This is a genomic window from Candidatus Hydrogenedentota bacterium, assembly GCA_013359265.1.
Taxonomy (GTDB): Bacteria; Hydrogenedentota; Hydrogenedentia; order Hydrogenedentales; family SLHB01; genus JABWCD01.
Genome location: JABWCD010000001.1, coordinates 13,903 through 36,809 on the forward strand (window position 1 = coordinate 13,903; position 22,907 = coordinate 36,809).

Sequence of the window (22,907 nt, forward strand, 5' to 3'; positions counted from 1 at the left end):
CGTTTCTACCCTTGGTGCGACCGACCACAAGAGGAATTCGGCAGCATCCAATCGACACCCATATATTGTGTCGGCGAAATGCTATCAGATACCAAATACAGCGTCAAGCGAAAAAGGTTATGCCGACCCGGCCGTATTGGGATATTCGCTGGCGGGTGAGAGTCCCTATGGATGGTGGTAGTTGCAGGTGGGATTCGTGCTCGATCAGCAGGAGGCCATCTGGCATAAGCAATTGGTTTTCAACTATTTGCAAGATAAGCTGTGCGTAGCCGGTTCCGGCGAATGGAGGGTCGCAGTATACGATGCCGAAGGGGGATTCGGTTGACGCGATAGCCCCAAGTGACTGCGGCAGTGTCAACTGATAACTTCGCGCCTTGTGTGTGAGTTTCGTGTGGAACAGATTTTTTCCGATGATGTCTATTGCTTGGGCGTCGCTATCGACGAAAGCACAGTAGGCGGCGCCCCTACTCAGGGCTTCGATTCCGTTTGCGCCGGAGCCGGCGAAGAGATCGAGGAATCGGACGCCGTCCAGTTTCGTGTGAAGGATACTGAACACGGCTTCGCGAACGCGGTCGAGCGTTGGGCGCGCTGCGCTTCGGGGCGTGGCGAGTTTGTGCCCACGCGCGGTCCCGGCGATTACGCGGAGCATGGCGTTGCGCTTTCGGGGAGGTGGGCGCGGGAGCAATGCGTTACGCCGACAACCATTCGTCGAGATGCTTTGCCACGAACGCGTCGTCGTTGAGGTGAGGGTAGTCTCGGTACACGCGATCGATTTCCGCTTTCTGTCCGGGCGACAGCGTTTCGTTTGGGTCGAGGCAGCGGCGGCTTCGCAGGAGCCCCTGCCGCACGAGTACGTCGTGGATGCCGGCGATGCATCCGGCGTAGTTGTTGGCGGCGTCAAAGAATGCGGCGTTCGAGTCGGTGACTTCGACGCCGCGCGTGAGGAGTTCGGCGGGCACGTCTCCCCCACGCTTGACGACGCGATGGCACTCTTGGAGGAGGTGTACGGCCTGGCGCGTCCAGCACGCCCAGTGTCCAAGAAGACCGCCGACGATTCGGAGCCGGACGAATTCGCCGTTTACGCGCACCCGATACGACGTGAGCAGGTCCGGGACGATGTTGTCATCATTTCCGGTGTATAGCGCGATATCGCCGGCGCGGCCGGACTCCGCGACGCCGCGCAGCACGTCGAAGGTCTGGTACCGATTAAAGGGCGCGATTTTGATCGCGACGACGTTTTCGATCGCGGCGAAGCGCCGCCAGAAATCGACGGGGAGGATTCTTCCGCCGACGGCGGGTTGCAGGTAGAACCCCATGATCGGAACTTCTTTGGCGACGGCCTTGCAGTGAAGGATGAGCTTGGCCACGGGCTCGCGTGCGAGCGCGGACAGGCTGAGCAATCCGACGTCGTATCCGGTATCGCGGAGAAACGCGGCCTCCCGTACGGCCTGCGGCGTACGCCCGCATATCCCGCCGACTTTCACGATGGGCCGGTCGTCGGCGTCCGAGCATGCATCGACGACGCGGCCGGCGAGTTGGAGGACCGGCTTGAACAGACCATATTTGGGCTGGCGAATGGCGAACTGGGTGGTGTGCACGCCGACGGCCACACCACCGGCGCCAGCGCTGCAATAGTAGCGCGTGAGCGCGGCCTGGCGGCGTTCGTCGAATTTTCCGGTGGAGGTAAGCGCGAGCGGGTGCGCGGGAATAACGACCCCTGCGCGCAGGGCGTCGCGAATCTCTTTCGGTGGCTGAGGATACGACATGGGCGGATTGTAGCGAACGCAATGCCAATTTGAAACCGCGGAACAAGCTTGGGACACTGCGTGTTGCATGAGAAAGCTAAAGGCGAGGCAATTTGTATGAACGTTAGGTCGAACACTATCTATTTCGCAGTGATGCTGTCAGGTTTGCTGGCTTTGGTGGCGACGGCACAAGAGCGCGCGAACGGGCCGACCGTGACGCGAGACATTCAGTATGCGACGCGCGCGGATTCGCCGCCACGTTTGACGCAACTGGACGTATACTCACCCGGCGGCGACGGGCCGCACCCGGTGCTTGTATTCATTCATGGCGGGTCATGGGTGTTTGGCGACAAGCGCCAGATCGGCGGCAAGGCGGATGCGTTTGTCGCTGCGGGTTACGTGTTTGTCAGCATCAACTACCGGTTGTCGCCCGCGGTACAGCACCCGGCGCACGCGCAGGATTGCGGCGCGGCGGTGGCGTGGGTGCACGAGAACATCGCGAACTACGGCGGCGATCCGAAGCGAATTTACGTGATGGGCCATTCGGCGGGCGCGCACCTTGCGGCGCTTGTATCAACGGACGAGTCGTACTTGAAGGCAGGGGGGTGTTCGCTCGGCGCGATTCGCGGAACGATCGTGCTGGATGGGGGCGGATACGACATTCCTTCGATGGTGAACGGCGGTGAACCGCTCGCCCGTGGCCGTTATCAGCGCGCGTTCGGGAAGGACGAGGCGGTTTGGAGGAATGCATCGCCCATTTCGCACGTCGCGAAGGACAAGCAGATCCCGCCGTTCCTGCTCGTGCACGCGGGTGAGCGCGTGGCTTCGCTGCGGCAGGCGGACGGCCTGGGCGCCAAGCTGCGGGAAGCGGGCGTGAAGGCGGAGTTGTTCCACGCCGAGAACAAAAACCACATGACATTGAACAAGGACATCGGCGCGACGGAGGACGCGACGACACGCGCCATCCTCGCATTCCTCGAAGCGAATGGGGCGAAGACGCCGGGGGCGAAGTGATACGGCAGTGGTTCAGAGTCTTTATTGCTCTGTTGAAATCTCCGCGGCAGTTCGCATCGCGGAGGTAGTGACGGGATTGAAAGGACCAATAGGACGAATAGGACCAATAGGACACACGCGAAGTGGAGAACGCGCGGTGGTTGACGACTTCTGAGACACGGATTTCAACAGCGCGTTAGAGACCCATAATCAGGATGGTCCCGACGCGGAGTGCGCTTTGAACCGGCGCTGATTGCCGGTTATGGTTAGGTGAATCGACTAACCTGACGAGGCAGTATTCCGATGTTGCGACTCATCTTTTTCACACTTGCCTGGTTCCTTCCATTGACTGCCGGCGCGGACGAACGGGAGCTCATGCGCGCGCCTTCGGGCGAGCGGTATGTCGAGCTCGACGTGAATGGCACGACCATTCTTCCCAATGGCCGATTCATCACGCCGAAGGGCCCGATGATTCGCGTACAGCCGCACCCCTATGGGTTGACGATGAGCGGCGACGGGCGATGGGTCGTGGCGGCGTGCAGCGACGGGCCGCAGCTTTCGTTTCTGGATATGTCCGCGCCGGACGGGCCGAAGCACTATCAGGCGCTGGAAACGCCCGATGACAAACGCGATGTGCTGGCGGCGTGTTTCATGGGGCTCGCTGTGGACCCGTCGAACAAATCGGTCTACGTCGCGGGCGGCAGCGATTGGAGCGTGATGGCGTTTGAGCTGGCGACGCAACGGCGCCTGTTCCGCATCGACTGCGCGCACGAAGAGAAGGACGGCAATTTCGAGCACGGGTATCTCGGAGATCTGCGTCTGACTTCGGACGGTGCGACGATTTACGCAGTAGACCAGTCGAACTTTCGCATGCTGGTCATCGACGTGAATTCACAGAAGGTGGTGCGTTCGATCACGGTGGGGCGCTATCCGTTTGGCATCACGTTGTCGCCCGACGAGCGGCGCGCATACATTGCGAACGTTGGCATCTACGAGTATTCGCACATCGTGGACAAGGACGGAAAGCGCGCCAAAATGCATTTCCCGCCGTATGGCGTGCCGTCGAAGGAAGCCGAGGAAGGCGTCGAGGTGGACGGCCTTGTGGCGCCGGCGCTGGGCGATCCGAACGATATCCGCGGCATGAGTGTGTGGACGGTCGACATCCGCCGCCGGGGCAAAGAGAAAGTCATCGGTAAGGTGAAGACGGGCCATCTCGTCGGGGAGGAGTTGGAAGAGTTTCCGGCGGTTGGCGGGAGCAGTCCGAATTCGATCGCGGCGACGGACAAATTCGTATATGTGTCGAACGGCAGCAATGACAGCATCAGCGTGATACGTACCGACGGGAAGAAGCGCGAGCACGACATTGACCTGAGACTCGATCCGCGCGTGGATCACTTGCGCGGAATGATTCCGTTCGGCGTGGCGCTGTCGCCGGACAAGCAGACGTTGTACGTTGCGGACGCGGGTATCAATGCGATCGGGGTGATTCGATTGAGCGATCACAAGGTGATCGGGCACATACCGACGGCCTGGTTCCCGAGCAAGCTGGCGGTGACGCCCGACGGGGGCCGGCTCGTCGTTGCGTGCGCGAAGGGGATCGGTTCGGGGCCGAACGCAGGACCGGGACACAATCCGAACGATCCGACGGGTATCGGCGCGCTGATGCGCGGGTACGTGAACGTGATCGATCTGCCGACGTCGCAAGAGCAACTTGACGCGATGACACAGCAGGTCGTCGCGAACAACGTGACATTCTATGCGAGAAGCAAAGATACACGGCAGAACGGGTTTCCTGTCCCGCCCTACAACGGCGCGTGGCCCAGCCCGATTAAGTACGTTATCTATGTGACGAAAGAAAACCGCACGTATGACGAGGTATTCGGGGTGTTGCCGGGCGGACGCGGCGACGCGGAGTGGTGCCGCCTGGGCAAGCCGATCGACGTGTCGAACAAGGACAATTCCCGCACGGTCAAGAATGTGGTGCTGATGCCGAACCACATTGCACTTGCGCAGCGGTTCGCAATCAACGACAACTTCTACTGTGATTCAGATCATTCGGTGGACGGGCACCGTTGGCTGGTGGGGACGTATCCGAACGAGTTCATGGAAGCGCGCATCGGCGAAGACGCGCGCGGCGAAGGACCGGGGAATCTATCGTTTATCGGATCTTCGGGCGCGATTTACCCGGAGGACTACAACGAGGCGGGATCGATCTGGGAGCACTTCGAGCGCGGCAACGTTCGGTTCCGCAACTTTGGGTTGGGGTTTGAATTCTGGCCGGGCGACGAGGAGCAGGAGTACCACGACACGGGCATTCGGCTGCCGATTAACTATCCGATGCCGAAGGCGCTATTTGAGAATACATCGCGGGAATTTGCGACGTACAACACGAACATACCGGATCAATTCAGGCTCGACCGGTTCGAAGCGGAGTTCAAGGAGAAGTGGTTGTCGGGCAAGGAGCCGTTCCCGCAGGTGATCACGATGATGCTGCCGAACGATCACGGCGCAGGCGAACGGCCCGCGGACGGTTATCCGTTCTGGGGATCGTACATGAGCGACAACGACCTTGCGCTGGGGCGACTGGTCGAGTTGATTAGCCACAGTCCGTTCTGGAAGGAGTGCGCGATTTTTGTGACCGAGGACGACGCGCAAGGCTATCGCGATACCGTCGACGCGCACCGGTCCGTGTGCATGGTTATCAGCCCGTACGCGAAGAAGGGCCACATTTCGCACACGCACTCGAGCATGTCGAGCATACTGAAGACGCAGTTCGCGATTCTCGGCCTGCCATCGTTGAACCAGTACGATGGTTTCGCGAGCGATCTTTCGGACATGTTTACGATGACCGCCGACAACGCCGAGCCGTACAAGGCGTTGCCGGTCAATCAGGAGATATTCGACCCGCAGAAAGCGCTCGATCCGTTCGACGCGAATTTCAACTGGAAAGCGGCTGCGGAATTTGTGCCCGTAGACCATCAGAAGTATCTCGACACGGATCCCTACGGTCACTCGGGCGCGCCGGGGCACGCGCCGCGCGAGTCCGAATAGCACGGTGCGGGCGGCATGCGCCCGTGTCAGGCAGAGCGCGGGGGGTGTGCGCCGCGGGGTGGCGGTGCGATCAGATACTGATTTGGGGTGTACCAGAAGCTGTTCGGGCAGCGCAGTATTGATGCGATATTTGCAGCGGTATATCCTTGACCCACAACGGTCTAGCGCATTGATTCCTTCTGGCATAGCACTTGCGGATACGCTAATCCGTTGACCGAAGCTACAGCCCTGGGCCGGAGCGTGAGCGCGTGATAGAAAGCATCATCGAGTTTTCGTGCCGAAACAAGGCGATCGTCATTATCGGCTGGCTGGCGGTAGCGGGCTACGGCATTTACATTACGGTCAACACGCCGGTTGACGCCATCCCCGATCTCTCCGAGAACCAGGTCATTGTTTTCACCGATTGGATGGGCCGCAGCCCGAAAGAGATTGAAGACCAGATCACGTATCCGCTTTCCGTGAACCTGCAGGGGCTGGCCGGGGTCAAGGCGGTGCGGTCTTCGTCCGAATTCAATTTCTCGATGATCAATATCATCTTCGACGACTCGGTGGACTTTTACTTCGCGCGCACGCGGGTGTTGGAACGGTTGGCGCTCGCAAACACATTTCTACCGCAGGGGGTCATCCCTTACCTTGCGCCGGACGCCACCGCGCTCGGGCAGATATTCTGGTACACGGTGGAGGGGGACAATCAGGATCTCGGCACGCTGCGCGCGATCCAGGACTGGTACGTGCGTTACCAGCTAAACGCCGTGCCGGGCGTTGCGCAGGTCAGCAGCGTCGGCGGAATGCCACAGGAATATCAGGTGGACATTACGCCGGAGCGTTTGCGCGCGTACAACGTGACGCTCGGCCAGATTTACTCCGCCATCGAGAAGAGCAACAGTGCGGTGGGCGGACGCGTCGTACAGAAGGGCAATGCGGAGTATCTCATTCGAGGGGTCGGCTGGATCGAGTCGATTGAAGACATACGCAACACCGTCGTAACCGTCCGCAATAGTGTTCCCGTCCTCGTCAGCGACGTGGCGACCGTCCAAATGGGACCCGAATTCAGGCGCAGCGTCCTCGAAAAAGACGGGCATGAGGTCGTGGGCGGCGTCGTCATGATGCGGTACGGCGAGAATCCCCTCGAAGTCACCAGGGCCATCAAGGACAAGATCCGGCAACTGCAAACCGGCATGCCTGCCGGTGTTTCGATTGTCCCCTTCTACGACCGCACGCAGCTAATCGAAGGGGCCATTCATACCGTGACGCGCATATTGGAGCACGAAATAGTCATCGCCGCGGTGGCGATCCTTCTGATCCTCGTGCACGTCCGCAGCGTGTTCGTCGTCATTATCACGTTGCCGTTGTCCATTCTGGTTGCATTCATACTCATGAGCTGGTTCGGCATTTCGTCGAACATCATGTCCCTCTCGGGCATCGCGATCTCGATCGGTATCCTCGTGGACCAGGCCATCGTGATGCTCGAGAACGCCACGCACCGGCTTACGGAACAGTTTGGCGACAAGCCCATTCGCGGAGACACCACGGAAATCGTCGTCGGCGCGATGCGTCAGGTCGGCCGGCCAATCTTTTTCTCCGTTGTCATCATGGTGATCTCGTTTTTGCCCGTGTTCGCGCTTTCCGGCCAGGAAGGCAAGCTGTTCCACCCCCTCGCATTCACGAAGACTTTCGCGCTGATCGGCACGGCCATTATCTCTGTCACGCTCGTTCCCGCGTTAATCCCCATGCTTATACGGGGACGACTCTCGCGCGAGGACGACAATTGGCTCATCCGCAGCGTTATCGAGATGTACCGGCCGGTGCTCGGATTCCTGATGGAAAAACCCAAGACGGTCGTCTGGCTCTTTGTTCTGCTTCTGGCGTTTGGCTTCTACACTGCGCGCCATCTCGGCCGTGAGTTCATGCCACCGCTCGACGAAGGAAGCATTCTGGACATGCCGATCACCGTGCCGCGCGCATCTGTAACGGAAGTTGGCGACGATCTCAAAGCGCGGGACGCGCTGCTCCGCGCCGTCCCCGAAGTGTCCCTTGTCGTCGGAAAAGCGGGCCGCGCGGATACGCCGACCGATCCGTCGCCGCTCGATATGGTGGAAACCGTTGTCAACCTCCACCCCCGCGATCATTGGATCAAGCGGAAGATACGGCTGGACGACGCGTTCGACGAAAGCGACCGGTTGCTCGCTTCGCTCGAGTCCGCCCAGACGATCGAGCGCTTCGCCAACGAGGAGGAACGCAAGACATTTCTTAACAGTACAGCCGTCGGCGCTCTCGATCGGTTCGACACCGAGATGCGAACGGCGCTGATGGGCCGGTTGCTCGAATACCAAAACGAGCTTGGCGACGAGTCGATCCGGTTCGTGCTGGACGACGTCTTCGGCCAGATCGATCGCCACAAGGCGTGGGGCAACGGGGCGGGGAACGAAGCGCGGGAGCATCTGCTCCACGAAATGCGCGAACGATTCCGTCCCCAGTTCGCGCGACAAGCCGAGTTGCTCGACGTCGAACAGCTCATTAATGCGTCCCTGCAATCGCTGGAACGATCCAAATCAATCACTCAAACGCCGACCCAAATACTCGCGCCAAAAGATACGGCCCTCGCGTCCGTCGCCGAGGGTCTTCGGGAATCGTTCGGGATCATGCGCGACGATTTCTACAAGTCCACCTATGCCGCGCTCATCGAGCACCGCTACGAACACACAACGGAATGGGCGAAACTGACAAACCGGACGATCTTCGATCCCGCCATGCTGACGTTCGCGAAATCACTTCTCGCGGAACTCGAATACCAGGCGGGCATGCAAAACCGCTGGCACGCCGCCGACCATCCGCACGGAGTTGATCCCAACTCGCTCGCGGGTGAAATCGGGGACCGTATCTTCCTGTGGGTCAAATCGAAGACCGATTTGATCCAGGAACTGGACAAACACGTGCGACAAATTGGATGGGCCAATATCTGGACGCAGCCCATCATCAATCGTGTCGACATGCTGGCCACCGGCGTACGCACGCAGCTTGCCGTCAAGGTTTTCGGGCACACCCAACAGGAAATCCAGGAAGTGTCCAACAAGGTCGCTGACGTGTTGCGCAGCATCGAGGGCGCCGTCGACGTGGTCGCCGACCAGACCGTCGGCAAGGGCTACATCGAAATTCACATCGACCGCGTCAAGGCCGCCCGTTACGGGCTCAACGTCGGCGACATTCAAGACACCGTCGAGGTGGCCCTCGGCGGAAAGCCAATCACCACTACTGTCGAAGGCCGCGAACGCTTCCCCGTCCGTCTGCGCTACGCGCGGGACTACAGGGATGACGAAGAAGCCGTTCAAAACATCCTGATCTCGCGCGGGGGAATGGAAGGTCCCGGCGAAGCAAGAGAAGAGGTCATGCAACTGCCGTCCGTGCGCCTGATAGACGTTGCCGACGTCAGCGTAGTCGAAGGGCCCGTGATGATTAAGAGCGAGAACGGACTGCTGCGCGCGTACGTGCAACTCAACGTGCGCGACCGGGACATCGTCGGGTTCGTCGAAGAGGCGCAACGGGAAGTCTCGAGCCGGGTATCGTTGCCCGAAGGCATGTACCTCGAATGGACCGGCCAATTCGAGCACCAGGTGCGCGCAAAACGAACGCTGCGTATCGTCTTCCCCGCGGTGCTCCTGCTGATCTTCGTTATTCTCTATATGACCTACCGCGACTTCGTCCACGCCTCCCTCATGATGATGGCGGTGCCGGGCGCGCTCGCCGGTGGCGTAATCTTTCAGACGCTGTTCGGCTACAATTTCAGCGTCGCGGTATGGGTCGGCTACATTGCCTGCTTCGGCATGGCGACCGAGACCGGCATCATCATGCTCGTCTACCTGCGCGCCGCGATCGAGGAACGCGGCGGGCTCGTTGCCCTGAAATCCGTCGAAGAATTGAAGAACGCGGTCATGACCGGTGCGGTGCACCGCTTGCGCCCGAAGTTCCTCACCGAGGCGACTGCCATCGTCGGGTTGGCGCCTATGCTCTGGGCGAGCGGCGTCGGCGCCGAAGTCATCGCGCCTATGGCTGCGCCCGTCCTCGGCGGCCTGCTGGTCGCCGACGAAGTCATTGACATTTTCCTCCCGGTCTTGTTCTACCACGTAGAGAAGCGCCGCTGGCTGAAGCTACAGCGCAACCAACCACCGGCAGTGGCGCAAGGAGTCGAGTCATGAGCGAGCAAGCCATCAAAAAGCCAAGCCTCGTCAAGCGCGTATTCTTCTTCATCCGGTTTCTCGAGATACGCCTGCGTTTCATCGCAATCCTTGTAGTAACGGCATTGCTCGTCGGGTATTGGGACCACATCGAGAACTACTACGAACGGTGGCAGCGTCACCGCGTTTCCGGAGGCGCAGCGGATCAGGGTACGAAAACCCAAAGCGAATTCGAATACTACTGCGGCATGCATCCCTTCGTCGTTCGCGATACGCCCGGCAAATGCCCGATCTGCGGAATGGACCTCGTCCAGCGCAAACGCGGCGCGCCGTCCACGTTGCCCGAAGGCGTCTTCGCCCGCGTACAGGTGTCGCCGGATCGAATCATGCAGGCGGGCGTGAGCGTCGAACCGGTACTCTATCGCATGCTAACACGCACGGTCCGGTCTTATGGTGTTGTCGAACCCGCTGAGACGCGCGTCGCCGAAGTCATTGCGCGATTTCCGGGGCGTGTGGACGAACTCATGGTCAACGCCACCGGCCTTCCCATTAAGAAGGGCGAACCCCTCGCGCGCATCTACAGCCCGCGGTTCTTGGACGGTGTTCAGGAATATGCCCGGGCGCTTGCCGACCAACGGCGCATCGACGACAACCCGAACGCCAACCCGATTGAAAAACAACGCGCCGGCAACCTCGTCGATGCCGCGCGTAAGCGCCTGAGTTTGGCGGGCTTTACCGACAGCCAGCTCGAGGAGATTGCGAAGTCAAGCGCGGGGACGACCTCGGTGACGCTGTATTCGCCGGTCACCGGGACCATCATGAAAAAGAACACCGTCGTAGGCCAGACGGTCGAGGAAGGCACGTCGCTCTATAGCATCGCGGACCTGTCGACGCTGTGGGTACAGGTGCAGGTCATCGAGTCCGAGATTGGCGCGGTCCATGCCGGGATGCCCGTCGAGGTAACGAGCGTAGCGTGGCCGGGCGAGGTTTTTTACGGCACGGTGGATTTTTTCTATCCCGAGGTGGATCCCGGAAGCCGGTCATTGAAGGTGCGCGTTGCGATCGCGAACCGTGACGGCAAACTGAAGCCGGGAATGTACGTGAATGCCGTGATACGGTCCCCGATGGGCCGGTACGGCTCCCTCGAGGAAATGAAGATCGAAGAAGCGGCAAAATCCGCCACGGCCGCAAAAGTAACCCTCCCGACGCAAGAAGCTGCGCAAGCCGCACAGTTTCTGGCCGGCCTGCCGGATGGCGCGACGTATTACACGTGTCCCATGGACCCGCAGGTCACGTCCGACAAGGAAGGCGACTGCCCGATCTGCAACATGAAGCTGGTCGAACGCCACAAAGGACACTCCGAACTTCCATCGAAAGAGAGCGACGCCGAGGTAGCGCTGCCCACGCAAACACCCGAGGACGCGGCAAAGTATCTCGCGACACTTCCCGAGAACGCCGAATACTTCACCTGCCCGATGGACCCGGAAATCGTTTCGGACAAAGCGGGAACCTGTCCCAAGTGCAACATGGACCTCGAAAAACGAACGAAGACCGGCGCTGCTGCGGCTGGCGGTGAAACGGACCCACTCGCAGGGTCCTTCGATCAGTGGGCCGAAGGGTTCACCTGCCCCATGCACCTCGATTCGTTAAGCGAAGAGGGCGGCATCTGCACGGACTGCGGGTGCGGCATGCCGAAAAGCCAATGGCGCATCGAACGCGTGCTGTCCGTGCCCGAAAGCGCCGTTATCGACACGGGCAACCGCCGCATGGTGTACGTTGAAACGTCTCCGGGACTCTACGACGCCCGCGGCGTTGTCCTTGGCCCGCGAACGGGCGCGCATTATCCCGTGCTCGACGGACTCGTGCTCGGCGAACGAATCGTCGCGCGCGGCGCGTTCCTCGTCGACGCCGAAGCGCGGCTGAATCCCGCTGCATCCGGGATGTCGCAATCGACAAAGACCGAATCAGCCCCCGCAGCCACCAGCCAGGAACATGCGGGCCATGCGCACTAGAGTTCGAGCGGTTCGATTGTTCCGCCACTCGGATCGGTGTTAGCCTATCGCCATATATGGACAAAACGCTTGTGGTGCTGAACGAATTGGTCACCGAAGGGGTCATGGACCGCTACGCCATTGGCGGCGCGATGGCCGCGACCTTCTATGCCGAGCCCGTATCCACCTTTGACCTCGATATTTTCGTCTCGCTTCCGTCAACGTCCGGCGGCTTGATTACGTTGGCCCCGCTCTACGACGCGCTGCGCGCCCGGGGATATCTCGAGTCCGGGGAATTCGTGGCGATAGAAGGCGTGCCCGTCCAGTTCATTCCTCCCTACAACGACCTCGTCCATGAAGCCCTGCAATGCGCACATGACACCTCATACAACTCGGTTCCCACACGCGTATTGGGTGCGGAATTCCTGATCGCGATCGCCCTACAAACGGGACGAGAGAAAGACCGGCAACGTGTCGCATTGCTGAAGTCGCAAGCGCATTTGAACATGGCGTCACTACACGAAATCGTTTTGAGACATGCTCTCTCCGAGAGATGGAACGAATGGACCCGCTAGATCCCGAAATCGAAAAACTATTCGCCGCAAAAGAGCGGCGCCGCAAACAACTTGCCGCCCTGCCCTACCCGGAAAAAGTCCGCATCGTCGTGCAAATGCAGAAAATGATCGCCCCGATCCTCAAAGCGCGCGGCATTGACGTCCACGTGTGGGATATCGGCGACTCGAAACCACCGCAGTCCTGAAAAGAATTTGCTTTCCTTTTGGTCCTTTTCGTGTTTCAGGTCCCTTACAATCGACGGTCTCCTTCGACCTATTGCTTCGCCAGCCTCCCCGCCCGCCGTCACCACTGCAACATATTCTCGTACCAAGCCACATTGTGCGTCGCCGTCCCAATCGCAACGATGTCCTGCCTACCATCCTGGTTAATATCGGCAATGACCAATCCCGCCGCGCCCATGCCCCCCTTATCGAGCACGCATATCTCCCATTCGGCGCTTTCCGCAGCAAACTGATAGATGCGCAGCGCCATTTCGCCGCCGCGCCCACCCGCAACAATTTCGTCGTTCCCATCGCCGTCAACGTCAAGGCATCCCAGCGCGTGACCGTCCTTCAACGCGCTGTCGATAACCACGCGCTCCTCCCCCATCGTCGCCGGCGTGCCGATTTCGTAAACTACGACTTCGTTGCCGTGCCAGGGCTCGATCGTCGCGACAAAGCGCATCTCTTGGGACGAAACGACGCCAAGGGCGACTTCGCTCGAACCCTTGCCTGGCGCAGTACCCTCGTGCCCTTTGGCGACGCGAACCGGTTTTGGCGGGAGATTGATATTGGAGCCAAAATCGAATAGATGAACTCCCGCCGCGCTCGCGGTGAGCACTTCGTGCACAAAATCGCTGTCCCACTGCACAACACACATGCCGTGCGCCAACTCGAGAGTTCGATCGTTAATCACGATCGACCTCCAGGGACTTACGGCGGCCGGACTGCCTTCGACGACAAACGCGGAGAACGATACGGGGCCGACGAAGTCGGGCGGCGTCGCGCCGACACCGACGATCGGAAGGTCCAAGAGCGCGTATTTGTCTTGCTCCAGTCTTAGCCAGCGAACACGGTGCGAGGTTGGTATTTGTCGAATGGCGTGTATCTTCCACTCAGCAATTTGTGCCGGACTATCAGGGCATTCCAACCACGCCACCTTTCCGCCACTTTGCGAGTCCTCAAGATTGAACTCGTAGGCGAGCGCAAGGTCCGGGTCGCCGTCTCCGTCGATGTCGTGCGGAGCGACATCGATATTCCGCTCGGTCTTCGTGGTAATGGTATGGCGTTCCCACGTTGGGTTCTTGTACCAGACCAACTGCGAAGGCGTGGTTGAGAGCGCGATGATGTCGGGCTTGCCGTCGGAATCGATGTCCGCGACGCTGACCTGGTAACCGCCCATGAACTCGTTGTCGACGACGTGCTTCGCGAACGCGCCGGGTTGGACGGCTCTTGCGGTAAGCGACACTATCGCCAGCGCCAGCAGACCGATTGAATTTAAGTAACGAGGCATGGGAAATCCCCTATAGAAGCGGTTGACCACGCTTGAGCATCGGGGCGAGCGGACACGACTCGCACTTGGGCGTGCGCCGGCAGAAATCCTTCCCTGCGTAGACAATCACGCCGTGATATTCCTTGAACATGTGGAGATCGGAATCCAGATTGCGTTCGAACCGGGCGCGCAGGTCCTCATAGCCGATACTACTTGAAACGAGTCCGTGGCGGCTGAGTATCCGGCACGTGTATGCATCCACGACGAACACGGGTTTGTCACAGGCATAGAGCAGAATATCGTCGGCGGTTTCCGGGCCGATGCCCGCAATACCGAGGAGTTCGCGGCGCAATTCTTCCAATGGCCGCCGCGCCATCCGAGACATGCTTCCGCCGTAGTGCATGACGAGGTGCCGGCAGAAGCTGCGAAGCCGCGACGACTTCACACGAAAGTAGCCGGACGGGCGCAACAGATCGTGCAAGAGGGCGTCGTCGCAATCGAGTATCGCCTTTGGCGACAGCTTGCGCGCGCGCTTGAGGTTGGCGATCGCTTTTTCGACGTTGGTCCACGCGGTGTTCTGCGTGAGGATGGCGCCGACGGCAATCTCGAAAGGCGTGTCCCCCGGCCACCAATGCGTCGGCCCGAAGTGGGCCGTGAGCCGTTCGTACATTTCTTCCAGCGCACGCCGAACACCGCGGGGCATTACTTGGCCTTGCTGACGGTGACCTTGGCGCCGAAGCCTTCTTTGATTGCGTCGGCCAGGCTACCCTTGTTGATTGCGAACTCGACGAAACCGGAACTCTGCACGACGACCAATCGTTCGCCTTCGGGCACCTCGGCGTAGGTGCGCTTGAATGGCGCCGTCCACTGAGACGCGCCAAGCGAAACGTTGACCGAATCGCCGAGCGCAATACCGAGCGACTGAAGGTCAGCCGACGTGATATTCGAGACGATGTTGCCGTAGGGGTCGGTGCGCATCACGGTCCCGCTGGCGGCCCCGTTTGCCACTGCACTTCGTTTGAGGTCCAGTTTTGTGATGGTCTGCAACGCGGGACCCGCTTCTTCGACTGGAACCCCGCTCGCCAAGGAAGCGCCAACCGGCCCGTATATGTCGCGCCCGTGAAATACCGTTGACGTGGTTTCCGCGCGCCACAACTGCTTGTTTGTAAGTTCTCGGACCTGCTTGATGCCAAACTTTTCCGCAGCGAGCGTCATCAGCCCATTGTCAGGTCCGACAAAACAGTAGCCGTTTTTCGATTCTACGACGATTGACTTGCGCTCCGTTCCCACGCCGGGATCGACGATGGTGACGAATACCGTGCCCTTCGGATACTCGCCCGCGGCCTCGACCAGGAGGTAGGCGCCGGCAACGATGTCGAACGGTGGCACATCGTTGGTGATGCTGTCGATCCTGGCCCCCATGAACTTCGAATAGATCGCGCCCTTGATGATACCCATGTAAATTGAATCGGTGCCATAGTCCGTCATGAGGACAACAAGCCCGTTTGGACGGAACTGTTCCTCTCCTTGGACTACAACGGCGGGCTGGGTGAGGACCAACGCGATGAGCGCCGCGCCAACAAGCGTTCGCATAGTGGATTCTCCGACGAGGGATTTTCAGGCGCACGAGGATAGTATGGCCGCGCATAAATGGCAACTGCATGTCGCGCGACAGGGCGTTTGGGCTGGCAGGGCGGCATCATCGAAAAAGTTTAGCGGCCGGGGCGGACGGCATAACCTAAGCCTGGTATGCAGAAGGTTTATCGCACTGCCATCCACCCACCGGCCGCTAAAGTCGACACCGCCCGCACGAGCGGCGAAATCAACGGTCGCGGGGGTCTGTAAGTCGCCCGGTATAGCCACAGGCGGCTACGAGATTCTTCCTCCCCCTTCCCATTATACCCCGGATACTGGAATCCGTGTCTGAAGCTGCGGCAACCGCTTCGGATTGTATTCGACCGCGCCTCCCCCGATTGCGTGGCGATTCCGCGGCGCACGCATTGACGCACGTGTAATGAATGCCTAAATCCGGCGTTTGGTTGCCTATCGACGATTCTTGGGAATTGCGAATGGACAGGATTCCCAAACGGGGACATAGATTTCGGACGGGGCGCAAACAATCCAGGGCGAGGCTTTTCACCCTCGAACCCGCCACGTCGCGCGGATGCAAGAAGCTCGTTGGCCGCGCGGTCAGTCCCTTTGCAGGGTCTGCCGTGGCATTGGTTGTCGCGGTGATGGTGTTGGCAATGGGTCTGGACGAAAGCATGAAACGTGCTCACTGTACAGGACCTACGCTTTGGGGACGTCTGCCCGGTGGCGTGTTGTGGTAGTTTTTGCGTTTTATTGCTTGAGTCAAGTAATTTCCACTGCCCGCATTGGAGCAGGAGCACGAAATAGAAGGTGTGCTCAAACTTGAGTTGCAGTAAAGTGCGTCGACGCGGTCGAATTGTCATGCGTGCTCGTGTCGGCGCATAGTAGAGTTTTCGCCTGGAGAGGCGTGAACGAGGTGCATCATGTCGTTGACAAAGCCCGGCTGGCTCTTGTGGCGGCCGAAGAAGCAACCGCTCGACCGGCATTGGGACGTCATTACAATTGGTTCCGGGCTTGGCGCGCTAATGGCGGCGGCCAAGCTGGCCAAGGAAGGGCTGCGCTGCCTGGTCATCGAGCAGCACTACGTTGCGGGCGGTTACGCGCACCATTTCCCGCGTAAGAAGCAGGGCGCCCTCTACCTGTTCGATGTTGCACTCCATCAGACTGGGCGATTGAAAGCCGGACAAGAGATGTACGAGTGGTTCAGGGACGTCGGCATCATTGACCGGATCGAAGTGGTCGACAACGAGATTGTCTACCGCGCGGTGTATCCGGAGCATGGCTTGGACATTTGCATTCCCGCGGACGCGGATGCGTATCGCGCGCTGTTGAAGCGCCATTTTCCGGCGGAATCGGACGGCATCGACAGGTTCTTCGAGATCATGTTCGCAATTCCGACGGAATTGCCGCTGCTGCGGAAAGCGGGCAAGGACCCTTCGATTAATCCGTTCGACGCCGCGCCGCATGCGATGCGGTATATGTCGGGTACGCTTAAAGACGTGTTTGACGACATGGTACGAGACCCGTTGTTGCGCGCGCTGCTGGCGCAGCTTTGGAGTTACCTTGGGCTGCCTCCCGGGGAGGTGTCCGCAATCTACTTTGCGCTGATGTGGCGCAGCATGCACACCGGCGTACACTATATTCGCGGCGGCGGGCAAGCGTTGAGCAATGCGCTGTGCGAAGTCATCGAAGAGCGCGGGGGTGCGGTGAAGTTGCGTACGATGGTCGACAAGATCATTGTGCGCGACGGACGCGCCGCGGGCGTCCGCACGGCGAGTGGCGAAGAATACTTTGCCGACACGGTCATTTCGAATGCATCGACCATCGCTACGTTTGGCCATCTGCTCGATCCGCAGCACGTGCCAAACAGCGTGCGCACGCAGATTGGCGCGCTGCCCGTGAGCACGTCGATCATCCAGGCGTATGTCGCGATCAGCGGCGACGCGGCAGAGATGGGCTTGCGGGAACATGAGATATTCCTCAACCGTACCGTCGATCAGGACGCGGAATGGAAGCGCGTGCAGGCGGGCGAGTTTCGCGGACTGAGCTGTCTCCTTGCGAACCACGGCGCGGTCAACCGCGACGCGTGCCCGCCGGGCAAGTCTGTATTGGAGGCGGCGATTCTCGCGAACGGGGAATTCTGGATCGGCTTGCCGAAGGACGAATACGACGCCAAGAAGGCTGCGGTCACCGAATACCTGATCGATCAAATTGCATCGTACATCCCCGATGTGCGTGACCGCATCGAGGTGATTGAGGTTGGGACGCCGAAGACGATGTACGAGTATTCGCTGAATCCGAACGGGGCGGTGTACGGCCATTCGTGCGATGCGCAGAACCACACGGTGTTCCGCCCGGAACAGCGCACGTGCGTGCCGGGGCTGTACCTGGCGGGCGCGTGGACGTTTCCCGGCGCGGGGTTCGGCGGCGCGCTGACGTCGGGTTACGTGTGCGCGGGGCTGGTGATCAAGGACAGAGCAGCGTCAATAGCCGCACTCGCTTGAGCGCCGGTAGGGCAGCGCCGCCGTCAGGTTGCCAGTGGTTTGCGTCGTTTGAATTTGGCGGTCCCAGTCACGTGGAATACCTCCCGGCGCGGAGACCGGGCTGCCTATTTGCCCGAAGGATCAGGCACCGTGTTTAGCTCCGCAAGGCCTGCGCAAAAGGCGGTGCCAATCCCGCGTAACGCCCGGCGCGGAGACCGGGCGCGACAAACGTCAACAAAATCGATTGACGGGAGCCACTAGCCTTCCTGATCCTCCCGCAGTTTTGCGAGTACCGTAAAGTCTTCGAGCGTCGTGGTGTCGCCGGTGGTGTCGCGGCCGGCGGCGATGTCACGCAGGAGGCGGCGCATGATTTTTCCGGAGCGCGTCTTGGGGAGCGCGTCGGTGAATCGGATGATGTCCGGTTTGGCGATCGCGCCGATTTCCTTGGCGACGTGTTCGCGGAGCGTGTCTTTGTCTTTCTCTTGCGGGGCCGTGCCGACGGGTACGGATACGAAGGCGCAGATGCCCTGTCCTTTCACTTCGTGGGGGTAACCGACCACAGCGGCTTCCGCGACCATGGAATGCGACACAAGCGCGGACTCGATTTCCATGGTGCCCAATCGGTGGCCGGAGACGTTGATCACGTCATCAATGCGCCCGATGATCATGTAGTAGCCGTTTTTGTCCTGATACGCGCCATCGCCGGTGAAGTACCAGTTTTGCTTCTTGTACTTCGACCAATAGACTTCCTGGTAGCGCTCGTCATCGCCGTAGAGCGTGCGGAGCATAGCGGGCCACGGCTTCTGCACGACGAGGAGTCCGCTGTGCGAATGGTCCACTTCTTTTCCGTCTTCGTCGACAATCGCGGGTTTGACGCCGAAAACAGGCAGGCCCGCGGACCCGGGCTTGGTGGACATTGCGCCCGGCATGGTTGTAATCATGATCATGCCTGTTTCGGTTTGCCACCACGTATCGACGATTGGGCATCTGCCGCGTCCGATATGCGTGTGGTACCACATCCACGCTTCCGGATTGATCGGTTCGCCGACCGTGCCGAGCAGGCGCAAGCTGCCGAGATCGTTGCGCGCGGGCCAACCGTCACCCCATCGCGAGAATGCGCGGATCGCCGTTGGCGCGGTGTAAAACACATTGACGTGGTACCGCTCGATGATCTGCCAGAACCGGTCGGGCGTCGGAAAATTCGGGGCGCCTTCGTACATGACGCTCGTCGCGCCGTTCGCAAGGATGCCGTAGATGATGTAGCTGTGTCCTGTCACCCAGCCGATATCGGCGGTGCACCAGTACGTGTCTTCTTCACGGAGATCGAACACATACTTGGAGGTCAGGTACGTTCCGACCAAGTACCCACCGGTCGTGTGCAGGATTCCTTTTGGTTTGCCAGTCGATCCGGACGTGTAGAGGATGTAGAGGGGGTGTTCGGCATCGAGCGGTTCGGCGGGGCACACGTCGCTCGCGTTTTCCATCGCTTCGTGCCACCAGATGTCGCGGCCATGAACCATTTGCACGGGTGTGTGCGTGCGCTGCGCTACGACCACGCGCCGAACCGAGGGGCATTTCGCAAGCGCCTCGTCCACGGCCTTCTTCAGTTCGACCACTGCGCCGCGGCGATAGCCTCCGTCCGCGGTGATGACCATGGTCGCGCCTGCGTCGTTGATTCGATCGACCAATGACGCGGAGGAGAATCCGCCGAAGATAATCGAGTGCGGCGCGCCGATCCGCGCGCAGGCGAGCATGGCGATGGCGAGTTCGGGGATCATGGGCATATAGATAGCCACACGGTCGCCCTTCGTCACACCCAGCGCTTTCAACACGTTCGCGAATTTCGAGACCTGCCGGTGCAATTCGCGGTAGGTCAGGATGCTGCGCTGGCCGTACGGTTCGCCTTCCCAGATGATCGCCGCTTTGTTCTTGCGCCACGTGGCGAGGTGCCGGTCGAGGCAGTTGTACGAGACGTTGGTTTCGCCGCCTTCGAACCATTTGTAAAACGGGGGACGATCGTCGTTCAGCACGCGGTCCCACTTTTTGAACCAATGCAATTCTTCGGCTGCTTTGGCCCAGAACACGTCCGGCTTCTCGATCGACTCGCGGTACATCACGTCGTATTCTTCGCGAGACTTGACCCGCGCGAGCTTCGAGAATTCTTCGCTCGGCTCGAAACGTCGCGCCTCGTGCAAGACGTGTTCAATTTGCGTGCTCACGATGAACCACCCTTTCCCTGCGTTGTGCCCGCGCCACGCACAACTCGACTGCCCGGAATCTGACCAAAATGAGTTGCCTCCGCCCAGCGAGGGACATGGGATTGTTCCATGTTTATTGGGCCAAGTCAATGTGTACACCACGAATAGGTCCGGGCGCGACGGCAACCGCGGCCCGCCACGGAGGAGAGCCTGCGCTTCGCCATGCGTCGCGTACGAAGGGTACTGGGCGAAGGTCGCCAGATCGTCGGTCACGTCCCTACGACGACCTCGCGTTATACGCTCTCGGTGACCTGCGGCTGAGGCAAGGTCACGGTAAAGGTCGAACCTTGGCCCTTCACACTCTCGACCCGAACAGTTCCGCCGTGCAGCCGTACTATCGCGTCGGTCAAACTTAGCCCAAGGCCGTGGCCCGTCCCGCCTCGACTTTTGTCCGCGCGGTAGAACCGCGTGAATACGTGGGCGAGTTCGTCCTCGGCGATGCCGGTTCCCGTGTCCTGAATTTCAACGACAACGGCAGCGGGATCGCAGCGAGTTCGCAGTTCGATTCGGCCGCCGCCTTCCGTATATTTCACAGCGTTGTCTATGAGGTTCGCGAACGCACGCCGCAACCGATTCGGATCGCCACGCACGACTGCGTCCGGCCCGGACACGAGCGACAGGTCGACGCGTTTTTCGTCCGCGGCCATCTCGAAAAGCTCGACCAATTCGCGCAGCAGTTCATCAACGTCGACACGAGATTCCGGCAACGTCACGATGCCGGTGTTCAATTCGGACAGGTCCATAATCGTATCGAGCAAGCCGAGCAGTTCCGTGGCATTCTCGGTTACGGCGACGGCGAGTGACTCCTGTTCCTCGGAGAGCGGACGCGTCGCGAGCAGACGCCCGGCCGCCAGTTGGATGCGGGTGAGGGCGGACCTCAGATCGTGCGCGATGCTGTCGTTCATTTCGCGCAGTTCCCGAACGAACGATTGAATCCTGTCCAGCATTGCGTTGAATGCGCTCGCCAACCGGTCGAGTTCGGCGTCGTCCGAAGCCAACGAGACCCGGTCATCGAAATTGCCGCTTGCGATGTTTTGCGCGGTGCGTGTCATCAGATCGAGCGGCCGCAATACGCGTTTTGCGGCGATCCAGCCCATGGCGCATGACGCGACCAATCCAACGGTTACGACCACCAGGAAGACGCGGCGGAGATCATAGAGCGGCTGCAACTCATGCTGCTGCCGAAGCGCCGCCTGCAACACCATGCCGGATGCCATTTGGAAATACATCACGCGCACAGGCGCGCCGTCGCGCGGCAACGTGGTTGTTTCGAAGTAGGGAGCGTCTAAAGGGCCCGTTGCACGTGCGGGGTCGAAGGCAAGGCCTTCCCACATGGCGGTGTCGGATTCCGCCAGGTGCTCTCCCGTTCGGTTGGCGATGCGGTAAAAGACCAGCCCGGTCCCCTCGGCGTTTGCCATCCCGGATACGGCGCTCTGTACATTCTCATGGCCCTGCAGCGCGATGAGCGATTCGAGTTCAGCCGCTTCGTGGCGGAGCCGATCGTCCAGGCGTTGGTGGATCGTCGACGACAGGCTCACGTAGACGATGGCGAATGACGCAAGGAAGCAGCTTCCGGTGATAAACGCCGCACCGGCCGCCAAACGGAGCGCGAGAGTGGATTTCCGATCATTCCCCCGCTTCGAGAACATACCCGAATCCTCGAATGGTCCGGACGCACGATTTTGCGCCGGCAGTGTCGAGCTTTTCTCTGAGGCGGCAGATGCGCGTTTCGACGACGTTTGTCGACGGGTCGAAGTCATAGCCCCAGACGTGGTGGAGAATGGACGTCTTGGAGACGACTTTGCCCGCGTTGCGCATGAGGTATTCGAGCAATGCGAATTCGCGCGCGTGCAACACGATCTCGGTCCCGTCGCGCTCGACGCGCCGGCGAACCAAGTCCATTCGCAATGGGCCCACGGCAAGCTGCGTAGGTTGCATGTCCATGCCACGGCGGAGAATTGCCTGTATGCGCGCGAGCAGTTCGCCGAAATCGAATGGCTTGACGAGGTAATCGTCACCGCCGGCTTGCAGTCCGCGGATTCGCTCGTCGACGCTCCGTCGTGCGCTCAGGATAAGGATGGGTGTTTTTACGCCTTGCGCCCGGGCCTGTTCGATCATGCTCAGCCCGTCCAACTTGGGCAGCATCACGTCGGCGATTGCGAGATCGAAGTCCCCGTTCGTCAGTTCGTGAAAACCATCTTCGCCGTTCGTGGCGTGGGTGACGGCATACCCCGCCTCGACCAGCCCCTTTGACACGAACGATGCGAGCCTCGTGTCGTCCTCGACAAGCAGAATATTCACTGCCTTTTGCCTCCCCCAAGTCCAATCATTGCATGCCGGAATCGTGGTGGCAAACGACGAAAGCGGCAACCGGCTGCAGGCCGCCAAGATTGCCCAACTGTAATCTTCGTGCAATATGGCCGCAATGAGGTACCTGCCATATTGGTTCTGACCGTACTGGGGCCCGCTCGGGGGAGCGGGCGCACCTCAGGAGAGGGGTTTGGGGGAGACATTAACCGCGTTTTCGGAAGACTTCCGGGATCGCGGGGTCGCCGCTCGGTCCAACTTCGCCCACGCC

General features: G+C 60.2%; 15 protein-coding genes. 7 read left to right on the forward strand and 8 right to left on the reverse strand.

What is annotated here, in order from left to right; all coding sequences use genetic code 11:
• Positions 1-103: 103 nt before the first annotated feature.
• Both rsmD and HUU46_00085 read right to left on the reverse strand, forming a co-directional pair.
• Positions 104-649, reverse strand: coding sequence for a 16S rRNA (guanine(966)-N(2))-methyltransferase RsmD (gene rsmD / locus HUU46_00080; GenBank protein ID NUM52016.1), 546 nt, complete (start codon positions 647-649; stop codon positions 104-106).
• Positions 650-689: 40 nt separating this feature from the next.
• Positions 690-1,766 (reverse strand): dihydrodipicolinate synthase family protein, encoded by a 1,077-nt coding sequence (locus tag HUU46_00085; GenBank protein ID NUM52017.1) that lies wholly within the window; start codon positions 1,764-1,766, stop codon positions 690-692.
• A 96-nt stretch (positions 1,767-1,862) separates the two neighbouring features.
• On the opposite strand from HUU46_00085, the gene HUU46_00090 reads away from it, so the two are divergent.
• From HUU46_00090 to HUU46_00115, 6 genes are all read left to right on the forward strand, one after another.
• Positions 1,863-2,759: an alpha/beta hydrolase gene (locus HUU46_00090; GenBank protein NUM52018.1), complete on the forward strand. Its 897-nt coding sequence runs from the start codon at positions 1,863-1,865 to the stop codon at positions 2,757-2,759.
• A gap of 282 nt (positions 2,760-3,041) precedes the next feature.
• Positions 3,042-5,789 (forward strand): bifunctional YncE family protein/alkaline phosphatase family protein, encoded by a 2,748-nt coding sequence (locus tag HUU46_00095; protein ID NUM52019.1) that lies wholly within the window; start codon positions 3,042-3,044, stop codon positions 5,787-5,789.
• A 248-nt stretch (positions 5,790-6,037) separates the two neighbouring features.
• Positions 6,038-9,982, forward strand: a complete 3,945-nt coding sequence (locus tag HUU46_00100; GenBank protein NUM52020.1) for an efflux RND transporter permease subunit — start codon at positions 6,038-6,040, stop codon at positions 9,980-9,982.
• Positions 9,979-11,973 (forward strand): efflux RND transporter periplasmic adaptor subunit, encoded by a 1,995-nt coding sequence (locus HUU46_00105; protein ID NUM52021.1) that lies wholly within the window; start codon positions 9,979-9,981, stop codon positions 11,971-11,973. Before HUU46_00100 ends, HUU46_00105 begins: the two co-directional genes overlap by 4 nt.
• A gap of 56 nt (positions 11,974-12,029) precedes the next feature.
• Positions 12,030-12,527, forward strand: coding sequence for a hypothetical protein (locus HUU46_00110; protein NUM52022.1), 498 nt, complete (start codon positions 12,030-12,032; stop codon positions 12,525-12,527).
• Complete coding sequence (locus HUU46_00115; protein NUM52023.1) at positions 12,515-12,712, forward strand: hypothetical protein; 198 nt, start codon at positions 12,515-12,517, stop codon at positions 12,710-12,712. Before HUU46_00110 ends, HUU46_00115 begins: the two co-directional genes overlap by 13 nt.
• Positions 12,713-12,810: 98 nt before the next feature.
• Here the strand turns inward: HUU46_00115 and HUU46_00120 are convergent, their stop codons facing one another.
• Genes HUU46_00120 through HUU46_00130 form a run of 3 tightly spaced genes read right to left on the reverse strand, consistent with a single transcriptional unit; the run spans position 12,811 to position 15,591 of the window.
• Positions 12,811-14,019, reverse strand: coding sequence for a VCBS repeat-containing protein (locus HUU46_00120; protein ID NUM52024.1), 1,209 nt, complete (start codon positions 14,017-14,019; stop codon positions 12,811-12,813).
• 10 nt (positions 14,020-14,029) lie between these two features.
• Positions 14,030-14,701, reverse strand: coding sequence for an endonuclease III domain-containing protein (locus HUU46_00125; protein NUM52025.1), 672 nt, complete (start codon positions 14,699-14,701; stop codon positions 14,030-14,032).
• On the reverse strand, positions 14,701-15,591 hold the full coding sequence (locus HUU46_00130; protein NUM52026.1) for an SAM-dependent chlorinase/fluorinase: 891 nt from the start codon (positions 15,589-15,591) through the stop codon (positions 14,701-14,703). Before HUU46_00130 ends, HUU46_00125 begins: the two co-directional genes overlap by 1 nt.
• Positions 15,592-16,511: 920 nt before the next feature.
• Between HUU46_00130 and HUU46_00135 the strand changes: the two genes are divergently transcribed.
• Entirely contained in the window at positions 16,512-18,092 is a 1,581-nt protein-coding gene (locus HUU46_00135) for an NAD(P)/FAD-dependent oxidoreductase (GenBank protein ID NUM52027.1), read from the forward strand.
• 236 nt (positions 18,093-18,328) lie between these two features.
• Here HUU46_00135 and acs read toward each other — a convergent pair whose 3' ends face one another.
• From acs to HUU46_00150, 3 genes are all read right to left on the reverse strand, one after another.
• The gene (gene acs, locus HUU46_00140) at positions 18,329-20,290 is read right to left on the reverse strand and encodes an acetate--CoA ligase (GenBank protein ID NUM52028.1); all 1,962 of its coding nucleotides are present in this window, start codon (positions 20,288-20,290) and stop codon (positions 18,329-18,331) included.
• Between the two features lie 272 nt (positions 20,291-20,562).
• Positions 20,563-21,978 carry a HAMP domain-containing histidine kinase gene (locus tag HUU46_00145; protein ID NUM52029.1) on the reverse strand — a complete coding sequence of 472 codons (1,416 nt, stop codon included), beginning with the start codon at positions 21,976-21,978 and terminating at the stop codon, positions 20,563-20,565.
• A complete protein-coding gene (locus HUU46_00150; GenBank protein ID NUM52030.1) occupies positions 21,956-22,630 on the reverse strand; it encodes a response regulator transcription factor in 675 nt (224 codons plus the stop codon). Before HUU46_00150 ends, HUU46_00145 begins: the two co-directional genes overlap by 23 nt.
• Positions 22,631-22,907 lie beyond the last annotated feature (277 nt).

What these genes read in the sequence shown, in the direction of transcription:
- rsmD (NUM52016.1), bottom strand. Translation starts at nt 649, where the DNA reads ATGCTCCGCGTAATCGCCGGGACCGCGCGTGGGCACAAACTCGCCACG.
- HUU46_00110 (NUM52022.1), top strand. Translation starts at nt 12,030, where the DNA reads ATGGACAAAACGCTTGTGGTGCTGAACGAATTGGTCACCGAAGGGGTC.
- HUU46_00120 (NUM52024.1), bottom strand. Translation starts at nt 14,019, where the DNA reads ATGCCTCGTTACTTAAATTCAATCGGTCTGCTGGCGCTGGCGATAGTG.
- HUU46_00095 (NUM52019.1), top strand. Translation starts at nt 3,042, where the DNA reads ATGTTGCGACTCATCTTTTTCACACTTGCCTGGTTCCTTCCATTGACT.
- HUU46_00135 (NUM52027.1), top strand. Translation starts at nt 16,512, where the DNA reads ATGTCGTTGACAAAGCCCGGCTGGCTCTTGTGGCGGCCGAAGAAGCAA.
- HUU46_00090 (NUM52018.1), top strand. Translation starts at nt 1,863, where the DNA reads ATGAACGTTAGGTCGAACACTATCTATTTCGCAGTGATGCTGTCAGGT.
- HUU46_00115 (NUM52023.1), top strand. Translation starts at nt 12,515, where the DNA reads ATGGACCCGCTAGATCCCGAAATCGAAAAACTATTCGCCGCAAAAGAG.
- HUU46_00105 (NUM52021.1), top strand. Translation starts at nt 9,979, where the DNA reads ATGAGCGAGCAAGCCATCAAAAAGCCAAGCCTCGTCAAGCGCGTATTC.
- HUU46_00130 (NUM52026.1), bottom strand. Translation starts at nt 15,591, where the DNA reads ATGCGAACGCTTGTTGGCGCGGCGCTCATCGCGTTGGTCCTCACCCAG.
- HUU46_00085 (NUM52017.1), bottom strand. Translation starts at nt 1,766, where the DNA reads ATGTCGTATCCTCAGCCACCGAAAGAGATTCGCGACGCCCTGCGCGCA.
- HUU46_00125 (NUM52025.1), bottom strand. Translation starts at nt 14,701, where the DNA reads ATGCCCCGCGGTGTTCGGCGTGCGCTGGAAGAAATGTACGAACGGCTC.
- HUU46_00145 (NUM52029.1), bottom strand. Translation starts at nt 21,978, where the DNA reads ATGTTCTCGAAGCGGGGGAATGATCGGAAATCCACTCTCGCGCTCCGT.